This window comes from Mycolicibacterium austroafricanum (assembly GCF_902705885.1).
Lineage (GTDB): Bacteria > Actinomycetota > Actinomycetes > Mycobacteriales > Mycobacteriaceae > Mycobacterium > Mycobacterium vanbaalenii_A.
In genome coordinates this window covers 1-18,977 of record NZ_CACSIP010000041.1, presented here as the reverse complement: position 1 = coordinate 18,977, position 18,977 = coordinate 1, and the positions used below count along the sequence as shown (strand labels likewise).

Genomic DNA, 18,977 nt, shown 5'->3' with positions numbered 1-18,977 from the left:
TAGGCTACCCTAACTCATATGCGATTTGGCGTTCTGCTCAACATGGGAGCAGCTCTCGGCGAGACACCTGAGGACATCTTCGACAGCACCCTGTCCCAGGCATCCCTCGCCGAGGAGCTGCACTACGACGAACTGTGGGTCACCGAACACCATTTCATCCGATTCGGCATCAATCCGAGCGCGCTGACGACCGCTGCGTTCCTGCTCGGACGCACCCACACCATTCGCGTCGGGACCTCAGTGGTGTTGTCTCCGCTGTGCCATCCCGTCGAACTCGCGGAGCGTACAGCGCTTCTTGATCATCTCAGCCAGGGCCGGTTCGAACTCGGCCTTGGCCGGGGTGGTTACCGCCGCGACTACGAACTCCTCGACATCGACTTCACCCGTTGGGACGACGAACCGCAGGCCACCGCGACCCGGCTCCTCGACATCTGGTCGACGCCGCGGGAACCTGCCGAAATCCAGCCGCCGCCGCGCACCAGCCCACACCCCTCGCTGCTGATGGCCACCAGCAGCGAGGCCGGCGTGAAGTGCGCGGCCACCAACAGCCTTGCACTGCAACACTATTTCGCCACTCCGGTTGCCGCCCGGACGGCTCTGGAGAAGCGCTACCGCGACATCAGCGGCGCAGATCCCGACCACCTGCACACCATCATCGCCGTCGTCAACGATGCACCCGATGCCCGCGAACGCTTGAGGGCGGCCCTGCGTCAATCATTCCGCGACGGTGAACATCCCCACGTCCCACAGGCCCCCGCACGCCACTTCGGGCCTGACGGCGCCCCAATTGACGCCGATGCTATGGCCGACATGGTCGCAGCCGGGGCGATCGTCGGATCGGTGGGATACGTCGTCGACAAGCTCGGCGATTTCATCATCGAAACTGGTGCGCGCCGGATCGCCGTCTACCACGAGGCGATCGGCGATGCGGCGCTGGCTATGGACTCGTTACGGAGCTTCGCAGAGCACGTCATACCGCAGCTAGCGGCGGATTGACGGTTCGGGCGCGCTCGTCGGCCACGAGCGTGCGCCACGTGCCAGAGTTCGCGGCGCGTCGGCGTGCAAACACGCCCGCTCGCGGGGCAGGGTGCACAGGGCAAACCACCCAACAACCGTGGTCGGTTTGGGTATCGTTCGGCCATGGCCGACTTGCTCGAGCTGCTCTCCGCGCAGTGCATCGAACTCGACGTAGCAGCCGACACCTGGCAGGAATCGATCGTCGCGGCCGGAGGACTGCTGGAACGCGCCGGCATCGCCGACGCGGCCTACACGCAGTCGATGATCGACAACGTGGAGTCCAACGGGCCCTACATCGTGGTGGCCCCGGGATTCGCGTTCGCCCACGCTCGACCGTCTGCTGCGGTCCACCACACCGGCATGTCCTGGGTTCGGCTGGCACAGCCAGTTACCTTCGGGCACAAGACCAATGATCCGGTGTCTCTGGTCGTCGCGCTGGCCGCCACCGATTCCGGTGCGCACAACACCGCGATGGCCGAGCTGGCGAAACTGCTCGGTGATGCCGACCGACGCGCCGCCCTGGACACCGCAGCGACGCCGGCAGAGCTGCTGACAGCGCTGGGGGCCACGGCGCCGCCCACCAGCGCCGCCCCGGCCGGGGCGGCGCAGCCCAAGAACCTGATCCTGACGGTCTGCGGAAACGGCCTGGGCACCAGCCTGTTTCTGAAGAACACCCTGGAGCAGGTGCTCTCCACCTGGGGCTGGGCGCAGTTCATCAGAGTCGAGGCCACCGACACCATTTCCGCCAAGGGCAGAGCCAAAGAGGCCGACCTCATTCTGACCTCCGGCGAAATCGCCAGGACCCTGGGCGACATCGGCGTGCCGGTCAAGGTGATCGAGAACTTCACCTCCACGCGCGAAGTGGACACCACCCTGCGCGACTCCTACGACGTCTGACATCACCAAGGAGTTCACTGTGAATTGGCTGGTCGGCATCGCCGAGTTCATCGTCAACGAAATCCTTTCCGTACCAGCCTATCTCATCGGCATCATCACCGCCGTCGGCCTGATCGCGCTGCGCAAGTCCACCGGGCAGGTGATCGGCGGGGCACTGAAGGCCACCCTCGGCTTCCTGCTGATCGGCGCAGGCGCCACCCTGGTGGTGTCGTCCCTGCAACCACTGGGGGTGATGATCCAGGGCGCCGCCGGTAGTCAGGGCGTCGTGCCCACCAATGAGGCCATCGTCGGCATCGCGCAGGACCAGTTCGGTGGCCAGGTCGCCTGGTTGATGATCCTCGGTTTTGCCATCAGCCTGTTGTTGGCACGGTTCACCCCGTTGCACTACGTGTTCCTGACCGGCCATCACACGCTGTTCATGGCCACCCTGCTGACGATCGTGCTGGCGACCTCGGGGCTGCCCGCAGTCACGGTCGTACTGGTCGGCGGGCTGCTGCTGGGTGTCGTGATGGTGGCGCTGCCGGCCATCTCCCAGCCGTGGACCAAACGCATCACCGGGGACGACAGCATCGCGATCGGGCACTTCGGCACCCTCGGTTACATCGCATCGGGCATCACCGGACGGTTCGTCGGCGGTGCCAAGAGCCGGTCCACCGAGGATCTCAAGCTTCCGGAATCCCTTCGCTTTCTCCGGGATTCGATGGTGGCAACAGCGCTGTCGATGGTGCTGATGTATGTGATCGTCTCGCTGGTCTACCTCGCCAGGGCCGGACAGGACACGGCGTTCGAGGCGTTCGCCGACGACACCGGCGCCGGCGCGGCCAGCGGGGTCGGCAACTACCTGATGATGGGGGTGACGCAGGGCCTGAGCTTCGGCGTCGCGGTCGCCGTGATCCTGTTCGGAGTGCGAACCATCCTCGGCGAACTGGTGCCGGCGTTCCAGGGCATCGCCGAGCGGATGGTCCCGGGCGCGGTGCCCGCCCTCGACGCGCCGATCGTCTTCCCCTTCGCCCAGAATGCCGTGCTCATCGGGTTCATCTCCAGCTTCGTGGCCGGACTGGCGGGGCTGGCCGTGCTGTCACTGTGGCTGGGTCCGGCGTTCGGCTGGGTGCTGGTGCTGCCCGGGTTGGTCCCGCACTTCTTCACCGGCGGCGCTGCCGGCGTGTACGGCAACGCCACCGGAGGCCGCCGGGGGGCGATCGCGGGCGGCTTCGTCAACGGTCTGCTGATCACCTTCCTGCCGGCACTGCTGGTCCGGGTGCTCGGCTCGTTCGGTGAAGAGAACACCACCTTCGGCGACGCCGACTTCGGCTGGTACGGGATCCTGCTGGGCAACGCCGCCAAACTGGGCACGGTCTGGGGTGTGGTGGTGATGTTGATGATCGCTGCGGCGCTGCTGGGGCTGGCCATCGCCGTGCAGCGCAAGCTCGTCGACACCGGCTGGGATCCGTCGCCGGGCCGCGCCGCACCCGTCGGCTCCGCGGAGTCCGCGGCCGGCACTGCGGTCACCGGTGCCCGCAGCTACCCGAAGATCCCGGCTCCGAAGGGTGCACCGGCACCGCCACCGCCGCCGGAATGACCGGCACGCAGCGCTCGGCGGCCGCGAGCGCGCGCCAACTGCCAAGAGTTACGGCGCGTCGGTGTGCAAACATGCGCGCTCGCGGGACAAGGGGGAGGCGCGCCAGACCCAGCCTGCCCAGCTCGAACAACCCGGGACCGTAGCGCCGCGCCAGTCCGAGCAGGAAGCCGGCGGAGTCTCGCTGCGTCGGGACGGATTTCGTCGCCACTCAACCCATCTCCGACGATTTCCGCGTACAGCGCGCGTAAACACCACCGGAACCGTATATTGCGCGCATGACACTCACGGAGGGGCCGGCGGCTCCCGCGGTCGGCGGCAAGGGCCTGCAGGCAGGTGCGCTCGGTCTCGTCGGCAATGTGGTGATCGGCCTGGCCGCCGTCGCACCCGCCTACAGCCTCGCGGCCACGCTCGGCTACGTCGTGCTGGCGGTCGGCGAGAAGGCGCCGTCAATGTTCGTGCTGGCATTCATCCCGATGCTGCTCGTCGCGTTCGCCTACAAGGAGCTGTCCCAGGACACCCCCGACTGTGGCACCACCTTCACCTGGGGCACCAAGGCATTCGGTCCATGGATCGGGTGGATCGGCGGCTGGGGTCTGGCCGTATCGGCGATCATCGTGCTCGCGAACGTCGCCGAGATCGCCGCGATCTACCTGTTCAACTTCCTCGGCCTCGACGGCCTCGCCGAAAATGTGTTCTCCAAGGTCGGCCTCGGGTGCTTCTTCATCATCGCGATGACGGTGGTGTCGGCGCGCGGCATCGTCGTCAGCGAACGGATCCAGAACATCCTGATCGCCATTCAGTTCGGAGTGCTGATCACCATCAGCGTCATCGCGCTCATCCGGGTTTTTGCGGGCAACGCCGGCGCCCAGGCCATCTCACCGCAGCTGTCGTGGCTCTGGCCCAGCGGCCTGGACGCGTCGTCGATCGCCGCCGCGATCATCTTGTGCATCTTCATCTACTGGGGCTGGGACGCCTGCCTGGCCGTCGGTGAGGAAACCAAGGACCCGGGCAAGACCCCCGGCATCGCGGCACTGATCACCACAGTGATCCTGGTGTGCACTTACGTGCTGGTCGCCTTCGCGATTCAGTCGTTCGCCGGCTTCGGCTACGTCGGAATCGGCCTGAACAACCCGAACAACACCGACGATGTGCTCACTGTGCTCGGTGGACCGGTCGCCGGGTCGATCGCCGCCTCCGCCCTGTTGCTCACCGTGTCAGTGTCGGCGCTGTCGTCGACGCAGACCACGATCCTGCCGACCGCCCGCGGTTCGCTGTCGATGGCGGTCTACGAGGCCATCCCCAAGCGGTTCGCCAACGTCCACCCCCGCTACATGACCCCGGCGTTCGGCACCGTCGTGATGGGCGTCGCGGCGCTGAGTTTCTACCTGGTGTTGACGCTCCTGTCGGAGAATGCGCTGCTCGACTCGGTGGCCTCGCTGGGCCTGGCCGTAGCGTTCTACTACGGAATTACCGCCTTCGCCTGTGTCTGGTACTTCCGCAGGACGCTGTTCACCTCGGCCCGAAATCTCTTCTTCCGTGGGATCTTCCCGCTACTGGGCGGGCTGTCCATGGCTGTGGCGTTCGGCATCAGCGCCAAGGACATGATCCAGCCCGACTACGGCTACACCGCATTCGGTCCCGTGGGCGGGGTGTTCGTACTCGGCATCGGGATGCTGGNCCTCGGCATCCCCCTGATGCTGGCATGCTTCGCATTCGGCACCAAGCGGTTCTTCCGCGGTGAGACGCTGAACGCGAGTACCGAAGTCAAGGTCCCGGACGTCTACTGAACCATCACTGAAAGAGCAGGACCCGCAATGCATTTGACCGTCGGCTACCTAGCCACCCCGACCGGCGACGACGGGGTCGCACTGGCCAGCGCGCTGGCCAAGACGTTCGGCGCCGACGTCGACGTCGTGCTCGTCGTCCGCGAGGAACTTCCCGACGGCCACCCCGGTCGTGCGGAGTATCAGCGGATGCTCGTCGAGCGCGGCGAGCAGTGGGTCTCCAGGGCGATCTCGCTGCTCGCCGAGGACGGGGTGGCCGCCGAGTCGACGGTGACCGTCGGCGAGTCGTTCGCCCAGTCGCTGATCGACTTCGCGGTGCAGAAGTCGTCGGACCTGATCGTGGTCGGCGGCGCGCGCGACGGGTTCTTCGGCCGGCACACCATCGGGCCGGTCACCGGCGCGCTGCTGCACTCCTCACCGATCCCGGTGGCGCTGGCGCCGCGCGGCTACGCCGAGGACCCCGACGAGGTGATCGAGGCCGTCACCGCCGCGGTGCCGACGCGGCCGGGTGAGGACAACCCGTTGCCGTTCGCGATCACCCTGGCCAGTGCGGCCGGGCTACCCATCCGCATGCTGTCGCTGGTCTCGGCGGAGAACCTCGCCGAGGCGGACAGTGCCAGGGAGGTTCGGCAACTGCAGGTGGTCGCGGCCGAGGAGAACCTGCTGCTCGCGGCCCACGCGCTGCCCGACGCTCCCGAGATCGCGTCGCTGGTCGCCGACGGCATGACGCTCGAGTCGGCGCTGAAGAAACTCAACTGGGACGACGGTGATCTGCTTGTCGTCGGCTCCAGCCGCTTCGGCTCGCCGCGGCGGATCTTCCTGGGGTCGACGGCGGCGCGCATCCTGGCCGGGGTCGACGTGCCGGTGATCGTCGTCCCGCGCGAGGCCTAGCCGCGGTGGGCTCCCCGCGAAATATCATTCCGGGCTGTGACCGAGCCCGCGATCACGACCCGGAATGATATTTCGCGCCCGCCTACCGCTTCGTGAAAACTGTTCGGTGCCAGTCCTTGTCGGCCGCACCGGTGATGTCGCTCATCACGTGCTTGATCGACAGGTACTCCTCGAGCGAGTACTGGCTCATGTCCTTGCCGAACCCGGAGGCGCCGAAACCACCGTGCGGCATCTCCGAGATGATCGGGATGTGGTCGTTGATCCACACGCAGCCGGCGTGAATCTCCCGTGACGCCCGCTGCGCACGGTAGACGTCACGCGTCCACGCCGAGGCGGCCAGGCCATACTGCGTGTCGTTGGCCTGCCGGATGGCGTCGTCGTCGTCGGTGAACGACCTGGCCACCAGCACCGGACCGAAGATCTCCTCGCGGTACACCTCCGACGACTCGGCCACGTCGGCGATCAGCGTCGGCCGGTAGAACGAGCCGGGCCCGTCGATCGCCACACCACCGGTCACCACCCGTCCGCCCTCACCGGGCGCCCGCTCCACCATGCCCGCCACCTTGTTCCGGTGCGCCGCCGTGATCAGCGGACCCAGGTCGGTCTCCGGATCGTGCGGGTCGCCGACAGCCACCTTCGAGAACACCTCGCCCACACCCGCGACGAAGTCGTCGTACAGATCACGTGCCACGATCGCGCGGGTCGCGGCCGTGCAGTCCTGGCCGGTGTTGATCAGCGCCCCGGCGACCGCGCCCTGGATCGCCGCGTCGAGGTCCGCGTCGTCGAACACCACGAACGGCGCCTTGCCGCCGAGCTCCAGCTGGGTGCGGTGGCCGTGCTCAGCCGCCGCCAGCATGACGCGACGCCCCACGGCCGTGGACCCGGTGAACGTCACCATGTCGACGCCCGGGTGGCCGGCCAGCGCGGCGCCGACGTCCCCGCCGGCGCCGGTGACGACGTTGAACACCCCGTCGGGCAAGCCGGCCTCGGTGGCCAGGCGCGCCAGCGTCAGCGTCGTCAACGGGGTGAGCTCGGCCGGTTTGATCACGACACTGCACCCGGCGGCCAACGCGGGCAGCACCTTCCACACCGCCATCTGCAGCGGGTAGTTCCACGGGGTGATCGTGGCGACCACTCCGACGGCCTCGCGGCGGATCGAGGAGGTGTGATCGCCGGAGTACTCCGCCGACGCCTTGCCCTCGAGGTGGCGCGCGGCCCCGGCGAAGAAGTCGATGTTGTCGACGCTGCCGGGGACGTCGAACTCTCGTGCCAACCGCACCGGCTTCCCCGTCTGGCTGACCTCTTCGGCGATCAGCACGTCGGTGGCCTCGTCGGCCAACTTCGCCAACTTGGCCAGCACCGCCGACCGCTCGGCGGGGGTGGCGCCGGCCCAGTCCCGCAATGCGGCGCGCGCCGAGGCGACGGCGGCGTCGACGTCGCCGGGCTGGGCCAACGCCATGTCGGCGACGGTCTCGCCGGTCGCCGGGTTGATCACAGTGTGCTCGGCGCCCCCGGTCGGTACCGGCGCGCCATCGATCCAGCTGCTTGCCACAGTCATGGCACAACGCTATCGCGACAGCGCGCCCGAGGGCTACGTATTACGGCTGTGGCAACCACTCGAAACAAGTGATTTCATGGTCATGGTTGCTTGGCACGACGGATTCCGTGACAATCACTGCATGGCCAATCCGGGGGTTCCGCACGCCGTCGGACCCGTCTCATTCCGCGTCAACTCGCGCCCCGGCGCCGCGTTCCAGCTCGACGACCTGTCCAAAGCCATCATCGAGAAGCTGCAGCAGGACGGCCGCCGCTCCTACGCGGGCATCGGCAAGGCGGTCGGCCTCTCCGAGGCTGCAGTCCGGCAACGGGTGCAGCGCATGGTCGACGCCGGGGTGATGCAGATCGTCGCGGTCACCGATCCGATGCAGCTGGGTTTCGCCCGGCAGGCGATGATCGGGATCAAGTGCACCGGTGACACCACCAAGATCGCCGAGAAGCTCGCCGCGATCGAATCGGTCGACTACGTGGTGCTCACCGCGGGGTCGTTCGACGCCATCATCGAAGTCGTCTGCGAGGACGACGACAGCCTGCTCGAACTACTCAACACCAGAATCCGCGCGCTGCCGGGAGTGATATCCACCGAGACCCTTGTCTATTTGAAACTTGTTAAACAGCAATATAATTGGGGTACACGATGACGATCATCTCCGAAACCGACCAGAGCGCCACCTCCGACCTGGCAGCCAAGGCCAACCGCCACCTGTGGGGGCACTTCGCCCGGCACGGCGAAGGCATCAACCCACCGATCATCACCCGCGGCGAAGGCGTGCACATCTTCGACGACAAGGGCAAGAGTTACATCGACGGGCTCTCGGGCCTGTTCGTGGTGCAGGTCGGCCACGGCCGCAAGGAACTCGCCGAGGCCGCCGCCAAGCAGGCCGAGAAGCTGGCGTTCTTTCCGCTGTGGTCCTACGCCACGCCCACCGCGATCGAACTGTCCGAACGGCTCGCGGGGTACGCGCCGGGTGACCTGAACCGGGTGTTCTTCACCACCGGCGGCGGTGAGGCCGTCGAGAGCGCGTGGAAGCTGGCCAAGCAGTACTTCAAGCTCACCGGCAAACCCGGTAAGCACAAGGTGGTCTCGCGGTCGATCGCCTACCACGGCACCCCGCAGGGCGCGCTGTCGATCACCGGCATCCCGGCGTTCAAGGTCCCGTTCGAGCCGCTGGTGCCGGGCGGTTTCCGGGTGCCCAACACCAACTTCTACCGGGCTCCCGCGCCTTATGACACCGACATCAAGGCCTTCGGCCGGTACTGCGCCGACCGCATCGCCGAGGCCATCGAGTTCGAGGGGCCCGACAGCGTCGCCGCGGTGTTCCTGGAGCCGGTGCAGAACGCCGGCGGCTGCTTCCCGCCGCCGCCCGGGTACTTCGAGCGGGTCCGCGAGATCTGCGACGAATACGACGTGCTGCTGGTCTCCGACGAGGTCATCTGCGCCTACGGCCGTATCGGATCGATGTTCGCGTGCAACGACTTCGACTACGTGCCGGACATCATCACCTGCGCCAAGGGGTTGACGTCGGGCTACTCACCGATCGGCGCGATGATCGCCAGCGACCGGCTGTTCGAGCCGTTCAACGACGGGCAGACCGTCTTCGGACACGGCTACACGTTCGGCGGGCATCCGGTGTCCTCTGCGGTGGCGCTGGCCAACCTCGACATCTTCGAGCGTGAGGGCATCAACGAGCACGTCAAGCAGATGGCCCCGGCGTTCCGCTCTACGCTCGAGCAGCTCTCCGAACTGCCGATCGTCGGCGACGTGCGCGGTGAGGGGTTCTTCTACGGCATCGAGTTGGTCAAAGACAAGACCACCAAGGAGACGTTCGACGACGAGGAGAGCGAACGGCTGCTGCGCGGATTCCTCACCCCGGCACTGTGGGAGGCGGGCCTGTACTGCCGCGCCGACGACCGTGGGGACCCGGTGGTGCAGTTGGCTCCCCCACTGATCAGTGGCCAGAAGGAGTTCGACGCCATCTACGACATCCTGCGCAGCGTGCTCACCGAAGCCAGCCGGAGAATGTAGCCCCCCTCTCGCCAACACCTCGCCGGAACGGTATTCCAGCACGAGAATCGCGAGAATCGGCCTGCTGGAATACCGTTCCGGCGAGAATTGGGGCGTGGCTTTGACGCGCAGAAGACCCGCCATCGATCCGGTTCGCTGGCAGGCACCGCCCGTTGATCCGCTGCCGGCGTTCCCGTCCGCCCAACTCGCGCTGATCCGCGTGCCCGGCGGCGAGCCCGAAGATGTGGTGGTCGACCCCGAAGGGTGCCTGTGGATGGGCACGCTCGACGGCAGCATCGTCCGGCTGCCACCCGGTGGCGGTCCGGAGGTTGTCGCCAACACCGGAGGGCGGCCACTGGGATTGGCGGTGGCACGCAGCGGTCGGCTGCTGGTCTGCGACAGCCCGAAGGGGCTGCTCGCGCTGGACACCGCGACGGGCGAGATCGAGACTCTGGTCGACTCCGTCGCCGGCCGCGCCCTGCAGTTCTGCTCCAATGTCACCGAAACTGCCGACGGCACAGTCTATTTCACCGAATCCACCAGCGCGTTCACGGTGGCCGACTACGTGGGCGCGATCCTGGAGGCCCGGGGCGACGGGAATCTCTACCGACTCGACCCCGACGGCACCGTCACCTGTGTCGTCGACGGGCTGTACTTCGCCAACGGGGTGACGCCCACCGCGGACGGCTCGGCCCTGGTAGTGGCCGAGACGCAGGGGCGTCGGCTGTCGAAGTACTGGCTGACCGGTCCGCGCCAGGGTTCGGTGACGCCGTTGGCGGTGAATCTGCCTGCGATGCCCGACAATCTGTCCACCGGCCCGGACGGGCGGATCTGGTGTGCGATGGTCACTCCCGCCAACCCGCTCGCCGACCGGCTCGCCGCGGGCCCCCCGGTGGTGCGGAAGGTGATCTGGCAACTGCCCAAGCCGCTACAGCCCAAGCCGGCGGCGGTGGTATGGGCGGTGGCATTCGACCCGGACACCGGGGACGCCGTCGCGGGCCTGCGCACCGAGCACCCGTCGTTCAGCATGGTGACCAGCGCCGTCGAGGCGCACGGCCGATTGTGGATGGGCAGCATCGGCGCCCCGTATCTCGGCTACACCGACATCACCGCAACGGCCCTCTGACCGGGGCTCAACCGACGGGTTCCTGCCACCCGTCGATCAATTCCTGCCAGCGGAATTAATACCCTGACCTGCCGGTTCAAACCGATGTAGCACCACGGACCACCAAGAAAGTCGAAACCGCGCGACACGCTCCACGGCTCCGACCCGACACCAGGGAAGAGCAGACCATGAAGAAATTCGCAGTCACCACCACCGTCGCGGCAGGACTGTCGGCCGCCGTCCTCGGTCTGGCCGCCCCCGCCCTGGCCGCCCCCAGCGGAACCGATAGCGCCGCCGACACCATCAGCCGAATCGAAGCCGACGGCAATCGCGTCATCGTCAATCGGCAGACCAGCACCCCACTGTCGGAAGCTGAAGTGGTTGCGGTCCGCCCCGGCCCGGCCATCCGCGAATGGGTCTCAGTGCCCGGACGCCAAGGCGACAACCGCAACAAGATCGACACAGTGCTGCAGGAAGTGGGCACGGTCTTCTTCGTCGACGTCCGCTAGCGACGCCGCACAGAAAGGGGCACCCTCCCTATGGGGTGCCCCTTTCGTGCGTCCGAGTCAGCTCTGCAGGAACGCCCCCGGGCGTGGTGGGAGGGGCTTTCGCGCATGACAATTGGGGTGTTGCACCCGATTTCTGCCAGCCAACTCGATGCCGGCGGCAACCGTGCAGAAAGGGGCGCCCCCACCACCAGGGGCGCCCCCTTCTCATGCAGGTGGCTCAGCGTGCGACGGGCTCACTGCGGGATTGGAACGAGGGGTGTCGGCGCATCGCTTCGGCGAGTTCGCGCTCGCGACGTTGCGCTCGGAGCCAGGCAGGGTGCGACTCGAGATGTACCACGGTCGCGCCGGCGGTTGTGGTCGTCATATCAGCGCCTTCCGCTGAGAACTCCAGGGTCGCCCCCAGCTATTGCTTCCACCTTGCTCGGTGAACCTGTGCATCACCCTCAGAGTTAGCCGTGAGCTTGATAAGAGATTCCCGCGGTCACGGTTTGATAAACACGCCGCGCACACTGCCCGAAGTCCGTCAGGGGCGGTCGCTCTGCAGCGCCAGCACGCTGATGTCGGGGGGCGCGCCCACTCGGACCGGCGGACCCCAGAACCCCGCCCCCCGGGTGACGTAGAGCTGGGTGTTCTGCACCGTCGAGAGCCCGGCGAGCGCCGGCTGCGCCAGCGACACCACGTAGTGGAACGGCCACATCTGGCCGCCGTGGGTGTGTCCGGACAACTGCAGGTCCACCCCCCGCTCGGCGGCCTGCTGCACCTGCACCGGTTGGTGGGCCAGCAGAATCGTCGGCCCCGCAGGGTCCACCCCGGCCAGCGCCCGGTCGAAGTCCGGTGGATCGGAACGGGACTCGCCGGCGGGGTCGTTGATGCCGGCGAGGTCGAATGCGGCCGTCCCCCGCCGGATCCGGGTGTTCTCGTTGTCCAACACCTGTAGGCCGAGTCGTTCCAGCTCCCGCAGCCACGGCGCGGTCTGTTCGACGAAGTACTCGTGGTTGCCGGTGACGAAGAACGAGCCCTCCCGCGAATGCAGGTCACGCAGCGGCGCCGCGGCGGAACCGAGCTCCTCGACCGTCCCGTCCACCAGATCACCCACCACCGCCACCAGATCGGGTTCGGTCTCGTTGATCATCCGGACGATCCGCTCGGTATGCGCACGGCCCAGCAGCGGGCCGAGGTGGATGTCGGATACCACTGCGATACGGAATCCGTCGAACGTCGGGTCGAGCCGGCTCAGCCGCACCGGAACGCGCAACACCTTCGGCGGTCCCAGGGCGGTGGCCGCTCCGGTGCCGACCAGACCGACCGCGGCGGCTCCGGCGGCCACGGCTCCTGCACGGGCGAGAAAGATCCGCCGCTGCACCGACGGCGCCTGTTCCTCCGAGGACTGTCCGCGCTTGACCCAGCCCCTGAGCGCCAGCCTGATCGGTTCGACCACCAGCAGCGTCAGAAACAGGTACACGATCAGCCCGAACCAGAAGTACCCCGGCCACGCGAACCAGCCTGCTTCCGGGATACCGAAGACCCGCGGCCCGACCAGGGTGCCGAGCAACAGTGCAAACGCCGCGAGCAGAACGATCGTCAACAGCCATCGGGTGCGGCCCGGCCGGGTGGTGTCCTTCACCATCCGCTTCCAGACGTAAAGGTGCATCAGCCCGAGAATCGAGCCGAGGACAACTATGAACATGTACGTCCTTTTTTGCGCGCCAGGCGGTTGCCGACAGCCTAGCCACCACGCCATCGGGAGCCCGTCTCGTGCGTTCCCCCTGAGTCACATTTGAAACTCTCGCCACAGCAGTCACCGCGTGGCTCCCCGATCCCGGGGGCTGGATCGCCTAATCTGCGCAGACGATGGCGACCTTCAGAAAGCTCTCCGCGCGGGTGTCTGCGCTGGTCATCGCGGCACTGCTGATCGGGGCCCCGGTCGCTGCCGCGGAGCCCGACGCGGTGCTGGACGCCAACACCTGCCCCTACCGGGTGGCGACGCCGCCCGCGGTCGACGCCTCGGAGATCCCGAAGGTCGGTCCCCCTCCGGAACCACTGCCGGTACCCGCCAAGCCACTGGGCGGGGACGCCCTGTCCGGGTGCGGCGTCATCACCGCGCCCGGTACCCCGCCCGTGCCCACCGACATCTCCGCCGAGGCCTGGCTGGTCGCCGACCTCGACACCGGCGACGTCATCGCCGCCCGGGACCCCCACGGTCGGCATCGCCCCGCCAGCATCATCAAGGCACTCACCGCGATGCAGGCGATCCGCGACCTGCCCCTGCACAAGGTGGTGCCCGGCACCGCCGAGGACGCTGCCGTCGAAGGCACGAACGTCGGCGTCGGCGAAGGCGGCTTCTACTCCATCAACGACCTGCTGCACGGCCTGCTGATGTACTCGGGCAACGACGCCGCCCACGCGCTGGCCATGCAACTGGGCGGCATGGACAACGCCCTGAACAAGATGAACGTCCTGGCAGGCAAGCTGGGAGCACGCGACACCCGGGTGGCCACACCGTCCGGCCTCGACGGCCCCGGCATGAGCACCTCGGCCTACGACATCGGCCTGATCTACCGGTACGCCTGGAAGAACCCTGTCTTCGCCGACATCGTCGCCACCCGCTCGACCACGTTCCCCGGACGCGACGGCACCGGCTATCCGATCGAGAACGACAACAAGCTGCTGGAGCACTACCCGGGCGCCCTCGGCGGCAAGACCGGCTTCACCGACGATGCCAGGCAGACCTTCGTCGGCGCGGCCGAGCGCGACGGCCGCCGCCTGGTGGCCGTGCTGCTGCGCGGTACCCGGCAGCCGATCGCCCCCTGGGAGCAGGCTGCCCGGTTGCTCGACTACGGATTCGCGACCCCGCCCGGAACCAAGGTGGGCACCCTGATCGAGCCGGACCCCTCACTCGGCGCCATCCCGCCCGACCCCGCCACTGCGGGCACCACGGGTGTCATGAACAACGCCAACGCGGCGCTGCCCGACGTCAACGCGCTGCCGGTGCGGGTCGGGGTGGGCGTGATCGGCTCCATCATCGTGTTCAGCCTGATCATGTGCGCCCGATCGCTCAACCGCCGCCCGGTGCGCTGATCCGACGCCTCGCCGGAACGGTATTCCAGCAGCGAAATCCCGAAACAACGCCTGCTGGAACGCAATTCCGGCGGAGCTACTGACGCTTGCGCCACCGCGTCACGCTCAGCGCGCCGAGCGCACCCGCGGCCACCGCGGCGGTGGCCTGCCACGGCCCCAGCCCCGGGCGGGTGATGATCCGGTTCTTGATCACCGCGGGCCCGGGAGCCGGCAGCAGATCCTCGCCCATGTTCTCCGGCATCGTCGCCGCCCACGCGGTGGCGAACAGGATCAGCCTGGCGGTGATGTAGGCAAAAACCATCAGGCCGAGCACCGGACCGAACGTCGCACCCGCCGGACCGGTGACCACCGAGCGTAGGTAGATGGCGGCGACGAGCTTGAAGATCTCGAACGCCACGGCGGCGATCAGCCCTGCCCGCACACTGCTGCGGAAGCTCACCGACTCCCGCGGCAACCGGGCGATCACCAGGGTGAACAGCAACCAGGACACCAGAACCGACACCAGAACCGACGCCGAGCGCAACAGCAGGCTCAGCCCGGAGGTGTCGGCGACACCGAACCAGCCCAGCACATCCTTCATCACCGAGGTACTGCCCAGCGCCGTCAGCGCGATAGTGGCGACGATCGCGGCGAACGCCGAGAGCAACGTCACCAGATCCGAGAGCTTGGTCCGGAGGAAGCCGGGCGATTCGCCACGGAAGCCGCCCCACATCTGGCTGAGCGCCTCGCGCAGGTTGGCCATCCAGCCCAGACCCGCCCAGGCGGCGGCGGCCAGACCGATGATGCCCACCGAGGTACGGGAGTCGATCGCCGATTCCATCAGCTCGACGAGTTGCTGACCGAGGTCGCCGCTGACGGCGCCCCTGATCTGGTTCTCGACCTCGGCGAGCAGCTCGGGCCTGCTGGCCAGCACGAAGCCGCCGATGGCGAAGCCGACCATCAACAGCGGGAAGAGCGCGAAGATCGTGAAGTAGGTGATGCCGGCGGCGTAGAAGTCGCCCTTGCAGTCCTTGTACCGCTCCTGAGCGCGCATCACATGGTCGAACCACGGCATCCGGGCGCGCAGCCGATCCAGGAAGCCCGGCTTCTCCTCGGGATCGGCCGAGTCCGTCGAGTCGCCGGTGGCTACCTGCGTGGGCGGCGCAGTCATCCGATCCCCTATCTCGTCGGTGCTAGGAACCCTAACCGGTCATATACGCGCCGCAACGTTTCCCCAGACACCTCCCGGGCCCGGGCGGCACCCCTGGCCAGCACGCTCTCCAATTCGGCCGGGTCGGCGAGCAACTCGTCGACCCGCGCCTTGATCGGCGTGACGAACTCCACCACCGCCTCGGCGGTCTCCTTCTTCAGATCGCCGTAGCCACGCCCGGCGTAGCCCTCGACGAGCTTGTGAGTGTCGGCCCCCGTCACCGCCGACTGGATCGTCAGCAGGTTGGACACCCCGGGTTTGGCCTCGGGGTCGAACCGGATCTCCCGATCGCTGTCGGTGACCGCGGAGCGAATCTTCTTGGCGGTCTTGCCCGGATCGTCGAGCAGGCTGATCAGGCCGGCCTCGGTGGCGGCCGACTTGCTCATCTTGGCCGTCGGTTCGGCCAGGTCGTAGATCTTGGCGGTGGCTTTGGGGATCATCGCCTCGGGGACGACGAACGTGTCGGGAAAGCGGGCGTTGACCCGCTGCGAGACGTCGCGGGCCAGCTCGAGGTGCTGGCGTTGATCCTCGCCGACCGGCACCAGCTCGGTGTCGTAGAGCAACACGTCGGCGGCCATCAGCACCGGATAGGTGAACAGCCCGACCGTGGTGGCTTCGGCGCCCTGTTTCTGGGATTTGTCCTTGAACTGCGTCATCCGCGAGGCCAGCCCGAAGCCGGTGAAACAGCCCAGCACCCAAGCCAATTCGGCGTGCGCGGGCACATGACTCTGGACGAAGACCGTCGCCCGGTCGGGGTCGACGCCGAGCGCGAGATACTGCGCGGCCGTGACCAGGGTGCGTCGGCGCAGCGTCTCGGGATCCTGCGGGATGGTGATGGCGTGCAGGTCCACGACGCAGAAGTACGCGTCGTGACCGTCCTGCAGCGCGACCCACTGGCTCACTGCACCCAGCGCGTTGCCCAGGTGCAGGGAGTCCGAGGTGGGTTGCGCGCCGGAGAAGACGACCGGCCTGGTGTTTGAGCTCATGGTGCTGTCCAGTTTTTCATGCGCGCCGTTCGATTCCGTCGGGGGCCATCCGGCGCAGCGCTTTCAGGAACATCCGCCGCTCGTCGAGGCTCAACTCCCCCAGCCACCGCTCTTCGCCGCGCTGGATCTCGGCCTGTGCCGCATCCTTGACCGCGCGGCCGCTTTCGGTGATCGCCAGAAGCCGCACACGACGGTCCTCCGGGTCGGGGAAACGTTCGATGTAACCGCGCTGCTGCAATTCATCGAGGGTGGGGATGATGCGGGTCTTGTCGGCGTTGATGGCCTCGGCGAGCGCTGCCTGAGTGCGCATCGCCCCCCGGTCCAGCGTCGACAACACCACGTAGCCCCACATCGTCAGGCCGTGGGCAGCGAGCACCGGCGCCTCAGCGGCGATCAACTCGCGCAGCAACGGGGCGAGCATCGCTGCCAGGTCCGGGCGCCGGGGTGAGGTGGCCATCCGACGAGCGTAGGCGTTGCCCTATTATAAGCTGTTGCTTATCATCTACATATGACTATCTTTTCCCTACAGCACCGCGTCGCGGTGCACGCCTCCATCGACGTCGTCGCCGCGGTCTCGCCCGACGACCTCGGACTCGCCACCCCGTGTGCGGGCTGGACCCTCGCGGACCTGCTGACCCACATGACCGCGCAGCACCACGGATTCGCCGCGGCAGCGCGCGGTCACGGCGCCGACCCCGCGGTCTGGCGTACCGAACGGTTCTCGGCGGCGATCGTCGCCGATCCGGGGGGCACCTACGCCGCCGCGGCCCACGACGTCCTGGCGGCATTCGCCGCCGACGGGATAGACGACGCACCGTTCGCGCTACCCGAGTTCGGTGCAGACGTCACTGTTCCCGGTGAGATGGCGATGGGTTTTCACTTCGTGGACTACGTGGTGCACGCCTGGGATGTCGCGGCGACGCTCGAGACGCCGTTCACGTTGCCCGACGACGTGGTCACCGCCGTGCTGCCGCTCGCGATGGCGGTACCGGACGGAGAATTCCGCGCGGCGGCCGACTCTCCGTTCGCCCCTGCCCTCGACGCCGCCGAGGGCAGGGACTTCGCAGACATCCTGCGTCATCTCGGTCGGCGACCGGACTGGGCTCGGGCATCGGCATAACGCGTCCCGAGACCCATGCAGTCGGTAGCATTCTCGCGATTCGGTGCGACGACTTGGGGGATGCTCGTGCGTCAGTGGTCGGCGGTCCTGGCCTTGCTGTTCGCGGCCGTCTTCGGCGCGGGAATCGCCCACGGCGCACCGCGATCCCCCGGGCACGCGGTGGTCATCGTCTCGGGCGGGGCGGCCGTCAGCCCGTTCACGACACCGCGGGACGGGTGTGCGTCCGGCCTGGCCGCAGGCAACACCGACACCGCGCTGCGTGGCCACCTGCTCGACGCCGGCTACGCCGTCTACACCTCACCGGCGATGGCCGGGCGCGGCCCGGTGACCGATCAGGGCGGGTTCGGCGCCTTCGGCGACTGCCCGATCACGCTGCCGGAGAACATGACCGTCGACTCGACCGCCTCCATCGACCTCGCCGGCGAGCACCTGGCCCGGTTCCTGACCTACCTGCACGAGACCCGCGGTGTCGACGTCGTCGACGTCGTCGGCCATTCCATGGGTGGGCTGTACTCCCGTGCGGCGTTCCGGGTGCTGCAAGGCCTGGATTCACCTGTGCGGATCCGGTCACTGACCACCCTGGGCACCCCGTGGCAGGGCAGCTACCTGTCCGACTACGCCAATGGCTTTCGCCCGCTGTCGGACTGTGCGGGCGACGCGTTCTGTGAGCAGGCCGCCACAGCGTTCCAGGACGAGATGCTGCAGCTGCAGACCGGCTCGGCACGCGAGGTCAACCAGGGATACCTGATGGGGCCGCAGGGCTGGAACGAATACCAGGCAGGGGTGCTCGACCGGATCCCCGTCGTGCTGATCGCCGGCGCCCGCTTCACCCGTCCGGAACCGGTGAACCCGATGACGTGGCCGAACGACGGCCTGGTGTCACGCCACAGCGCGCTGGCCACCGACGTCACCGACCGGGTACTGCCGCACCGTCGCTGCGCGGTCTTCGACGACACCCACAGCATCTTCGTCGCCGACGCCGCAGGGCTGCCGTGGGAGTCCGCGCTGACCTGGGACCCGCAGGTGCTCGAAACGGTACGAGGCGCCATCGAAAGCGCCGACGGCGCCCTGGAGACGCCCAACCGACAAGGCTGCTAGGCGATTTCGGCGCAGTTGGTCACGCGCAGGTTGATGTGGTGTCTCGGGACATCGTTGACACTTATGTCTCGGGACATCGCTGACACTTATGGTGCCGGCTGGGGCTTGCGGTTGCGATAGGTGCGGGTGGTTTTGTCGCCGGGTTGGTAGTTACGGCTGGGG

At 67.6% G+C, this 18,977-nt stretch carries 17 protein-coding genes; 12 read left to right on the top strand and 5 right to left on the bottom strand.

From position 1 onward, the window contains the following. Positions 1–18: 18 nt before the first annotated feature. The 5 genes from BEMPMBAN_RS24075 (at position 19) to BEMPMBAN_RS24055 (ending at position 6,168) form a co-directional block, all read left to right on the top strand. Positions 19–996 carry an LLM class flavin-dependent oxidoreductase gene (locus tag BEMPMBAN_RS24075; protein ID WP_159233784.1) on the top strand — a complete coding sequence of 326 codons (978 nt, stop codon included), beginning with the start codon at positions 19–21 and terminating at the stop codon, positions 994–996. A gap of 144 nt (positions 997–1,140) precedes the next feature. Further along, complete coding sequence (locus BEMPMBAN_RS24070) at positions 1,141–1,914, top strand: PTS sugar transporter subunit IIAB (RefSeq protein ID WP_159233783.1); 774 nt, start codon at positions 1,141–1,143, stop codon at positions 1,912–1,914. Positions 1,915–1,933: 19 nt separating this feature from the next. Beyond that, complete coding sequence (locus BEMPMBAN_RS24065; RefSeq protein WP_159233782.1) at positions 1,934–3,493, top strand: PTS ascorbate transporter subunit IIC; 1,560 nt, start codon at positions 1,934–1,936, stop codon at positions 3,491–3,493. 275 nt (positions 3,494–3,768) lie between these two features. Further along, positions 3,769–5,280, top strand: coding sequence for an APC family permease (locus tag BEMPMBAN_RS24060; RefSeq protein WP_159233781.1), 1,512 nt, complete (start codon positions 3,769–3,771; stop codon positions 5,278–5,280). 27 nt (positions 5,281–5,307) lie between these two features. Then, entirely contained in the window at positions 5,308–6,168 is an 861-nt protein-coding gene (locus BEMPMBAN_RS24055) for a universal stress protein (protein ID WP_159233780.1), read from the top strand. Between the two features lie 82 nt (positions 6,169–6,250). Here the strand turns inward: BEMPMBAN_RS24055 and BEMPMBAN_RS24050 are convergent, their stop codons facing one another. Continuing rightward, positions 6,251–7,726: a gamma-aminobutyraldehyde dehydrogenase gene (locus BEMPMBAN_RS24050; protein ID WP_159233779.1), complete on the bottom strand. Its 1,476-nt coding sequence runs from the start codon at positions 7,724–7,726 to the stop codon at positions 6,251–6,253. Positions 7,727–7,847: 121 nt separating this feature from the next. Between BEMPMBAN_RS24050 and BEMPMBAN_RS24045 the strand changes: the two genes are divergently transcribed. From BEMPMBAN_RS24045 to BEMPMBAN_RS24030, 4 genes are all read left to right on the top strand, one after another. Beyond that, positions 7,848–8,366, top strand: a complete 519-nt coding sequence (locus tag BEMPMBAN_RS24045; protein ID WP_159233778.1) for an Lrp/AsnC family transcriptional regulator — start codon at positions 7,848–7,850, stop codon at positions 8,364–8,366. After that, a complete protein-coding gene (locus tag BEMPMBAN_RS24040) occupies positions 8,363–9,751 on the top strand; it encodes an aspartate aminotransferase family protein (RefSeq protein ID WP_159233777.1) in 1,389 nt (462 codons plus the stop codon). Before BEMPMBAN_RS24045 ends, BEMPMBAN_RS24040 begins: the two co-directional genes overlap by 4 nt. Positions 9,752–9,845: 94 nt before the next feature. Beyond that, positions 9,846–10,856: an SMP-30/gluconolactonase/LRE family protein gene (locus tag BEMPMBAN_RS24035; RefSeq protein ID WP_159233776.1), complete on the top strand. Its 1,011-nt coding sequence runs from the start codon at positions 9,846–9,848 to the stop codon at positions 10,854–10,856. 167 nt (positions 10,857–11,023) lie between these two features. Then, on the top strand, positions 11,024–11,344 hold the full coding sequence (locus BEMPMBAN_RS24030; protein WP_159233775.1) for a hypothetical protein: 321 nt from the start codon (positions 11,024–11,026) through the stop codon (positions 11,342–11,344). A gap of 523 nt (positions 11,345–11,867) precedes the next feature. Here the strand turns inward: BEMPMBAN_RS24030 and BEMPMBAN_RS24025 are convergent. Continuing rightward, on the bottom strand, positions 11,868–13,031 hold the full coding sequence (locus tag BEMPMBAN_RS24025; protein ID WP_159233774.1) for a metallophosphoesterase: 1,164 nt from the start codon (positions 13,029–13,031) through the stop codon (positions 11,868–11,870). Between the two features lie 164 nt (positions 13,032–13,195). On the opposite strand from BEMPMBAN_RS24025, the gene BEMPMBAN_RS24020 reads away from it, so the two are divergent. Next, the gene (locus BEMPMBAN_RS24020; RefSeq protein ID WP_159233773.1) at positions 13,196–14,422 is read left to right on the top strand and encodes a D-alanyl-D-alanine carboxypeptidase family protein; all 1,227 of its coding nucleotides are present in this window, start codon (positions 13,196–13,198) and stop codon (positions 14,420–14,422) included. Positions 14,423–14,498: 76 nt separating this feature from the next. On the opposite strand, the gene yhjD is transcribed toward BEMPMBAN_RS24020, so the two are convergent. From yhjD to BEMPMBAN_RS24005, 3 genes are read right to left on the bottom strand one after another with little or no spacing between them, the layout of a single operon-like run. Continuing rightward, entirely contained in the window at positions 14,499–15,572 is a 1,074-nt protein-coding gene (gene yhjD, locus BEMPMBAN_RS24015; RefSeq protein WP_272952250.1) for an inner membrane protein YhjD, read from the bottom strand. A gap of 8 nt (positions 15,573–15,580) precedes the next feature. Beyond that, the gene (trpS, locus tag BEMPMBAN_RS24010; protein ID WP_159233772.1) at positions 15,581–16,597 is read right to left on the bottom strand and encodes a tryptophan--tRNA ligase; all 1,017 of its coding nucleotides are present in this window, start codon (positions 16,595–16,597) and stop codon (positions 15,581–15,583) included. Between the two features lie 16 nt (positions 16,598–16,613). After that, complete coding sequence (locus BEMPMBAN_RS24005; RefSeq protein ID WP_159233771.1) at positions 16,614–17,054, bottom strand: MarR family winged helix-turn-helix transcriptional regulator; 441 nt, start codon at positions 17,052–17,054, stop codon at positions 16,614–16,616. Positions 17,055–17,105: 51 nt separating this feature from the next. On the opposite strand from BEMPMBAN_RS24005, the gene BEMPMBAN_RS24000 reads away from it, so the two are divergent. Then, positions 17,106–17,717, top strand: coding sequence for a TIGR03086 family metal-binding protein (locus BEMPMBAN_RS24000; protein ID WP_159233770.1), 612 nt, complete (start codon positions 17,106–17,108; stop codon positions 17,715–17,717). Between the two features lie 60 nt (positions 17,718–17,777). Next, entirely contained in the window at positions 17,778–18,815 is a 1,038-nt protein-coding gene (locus tag BEMPMBAN_RS23995; RefSeq protein ID WP_159233769.1) for a lipase family protein, read from the top strand. The last annotated feature ends 162 nt before the right edge of the window (positions 18,816–18,977 follow it).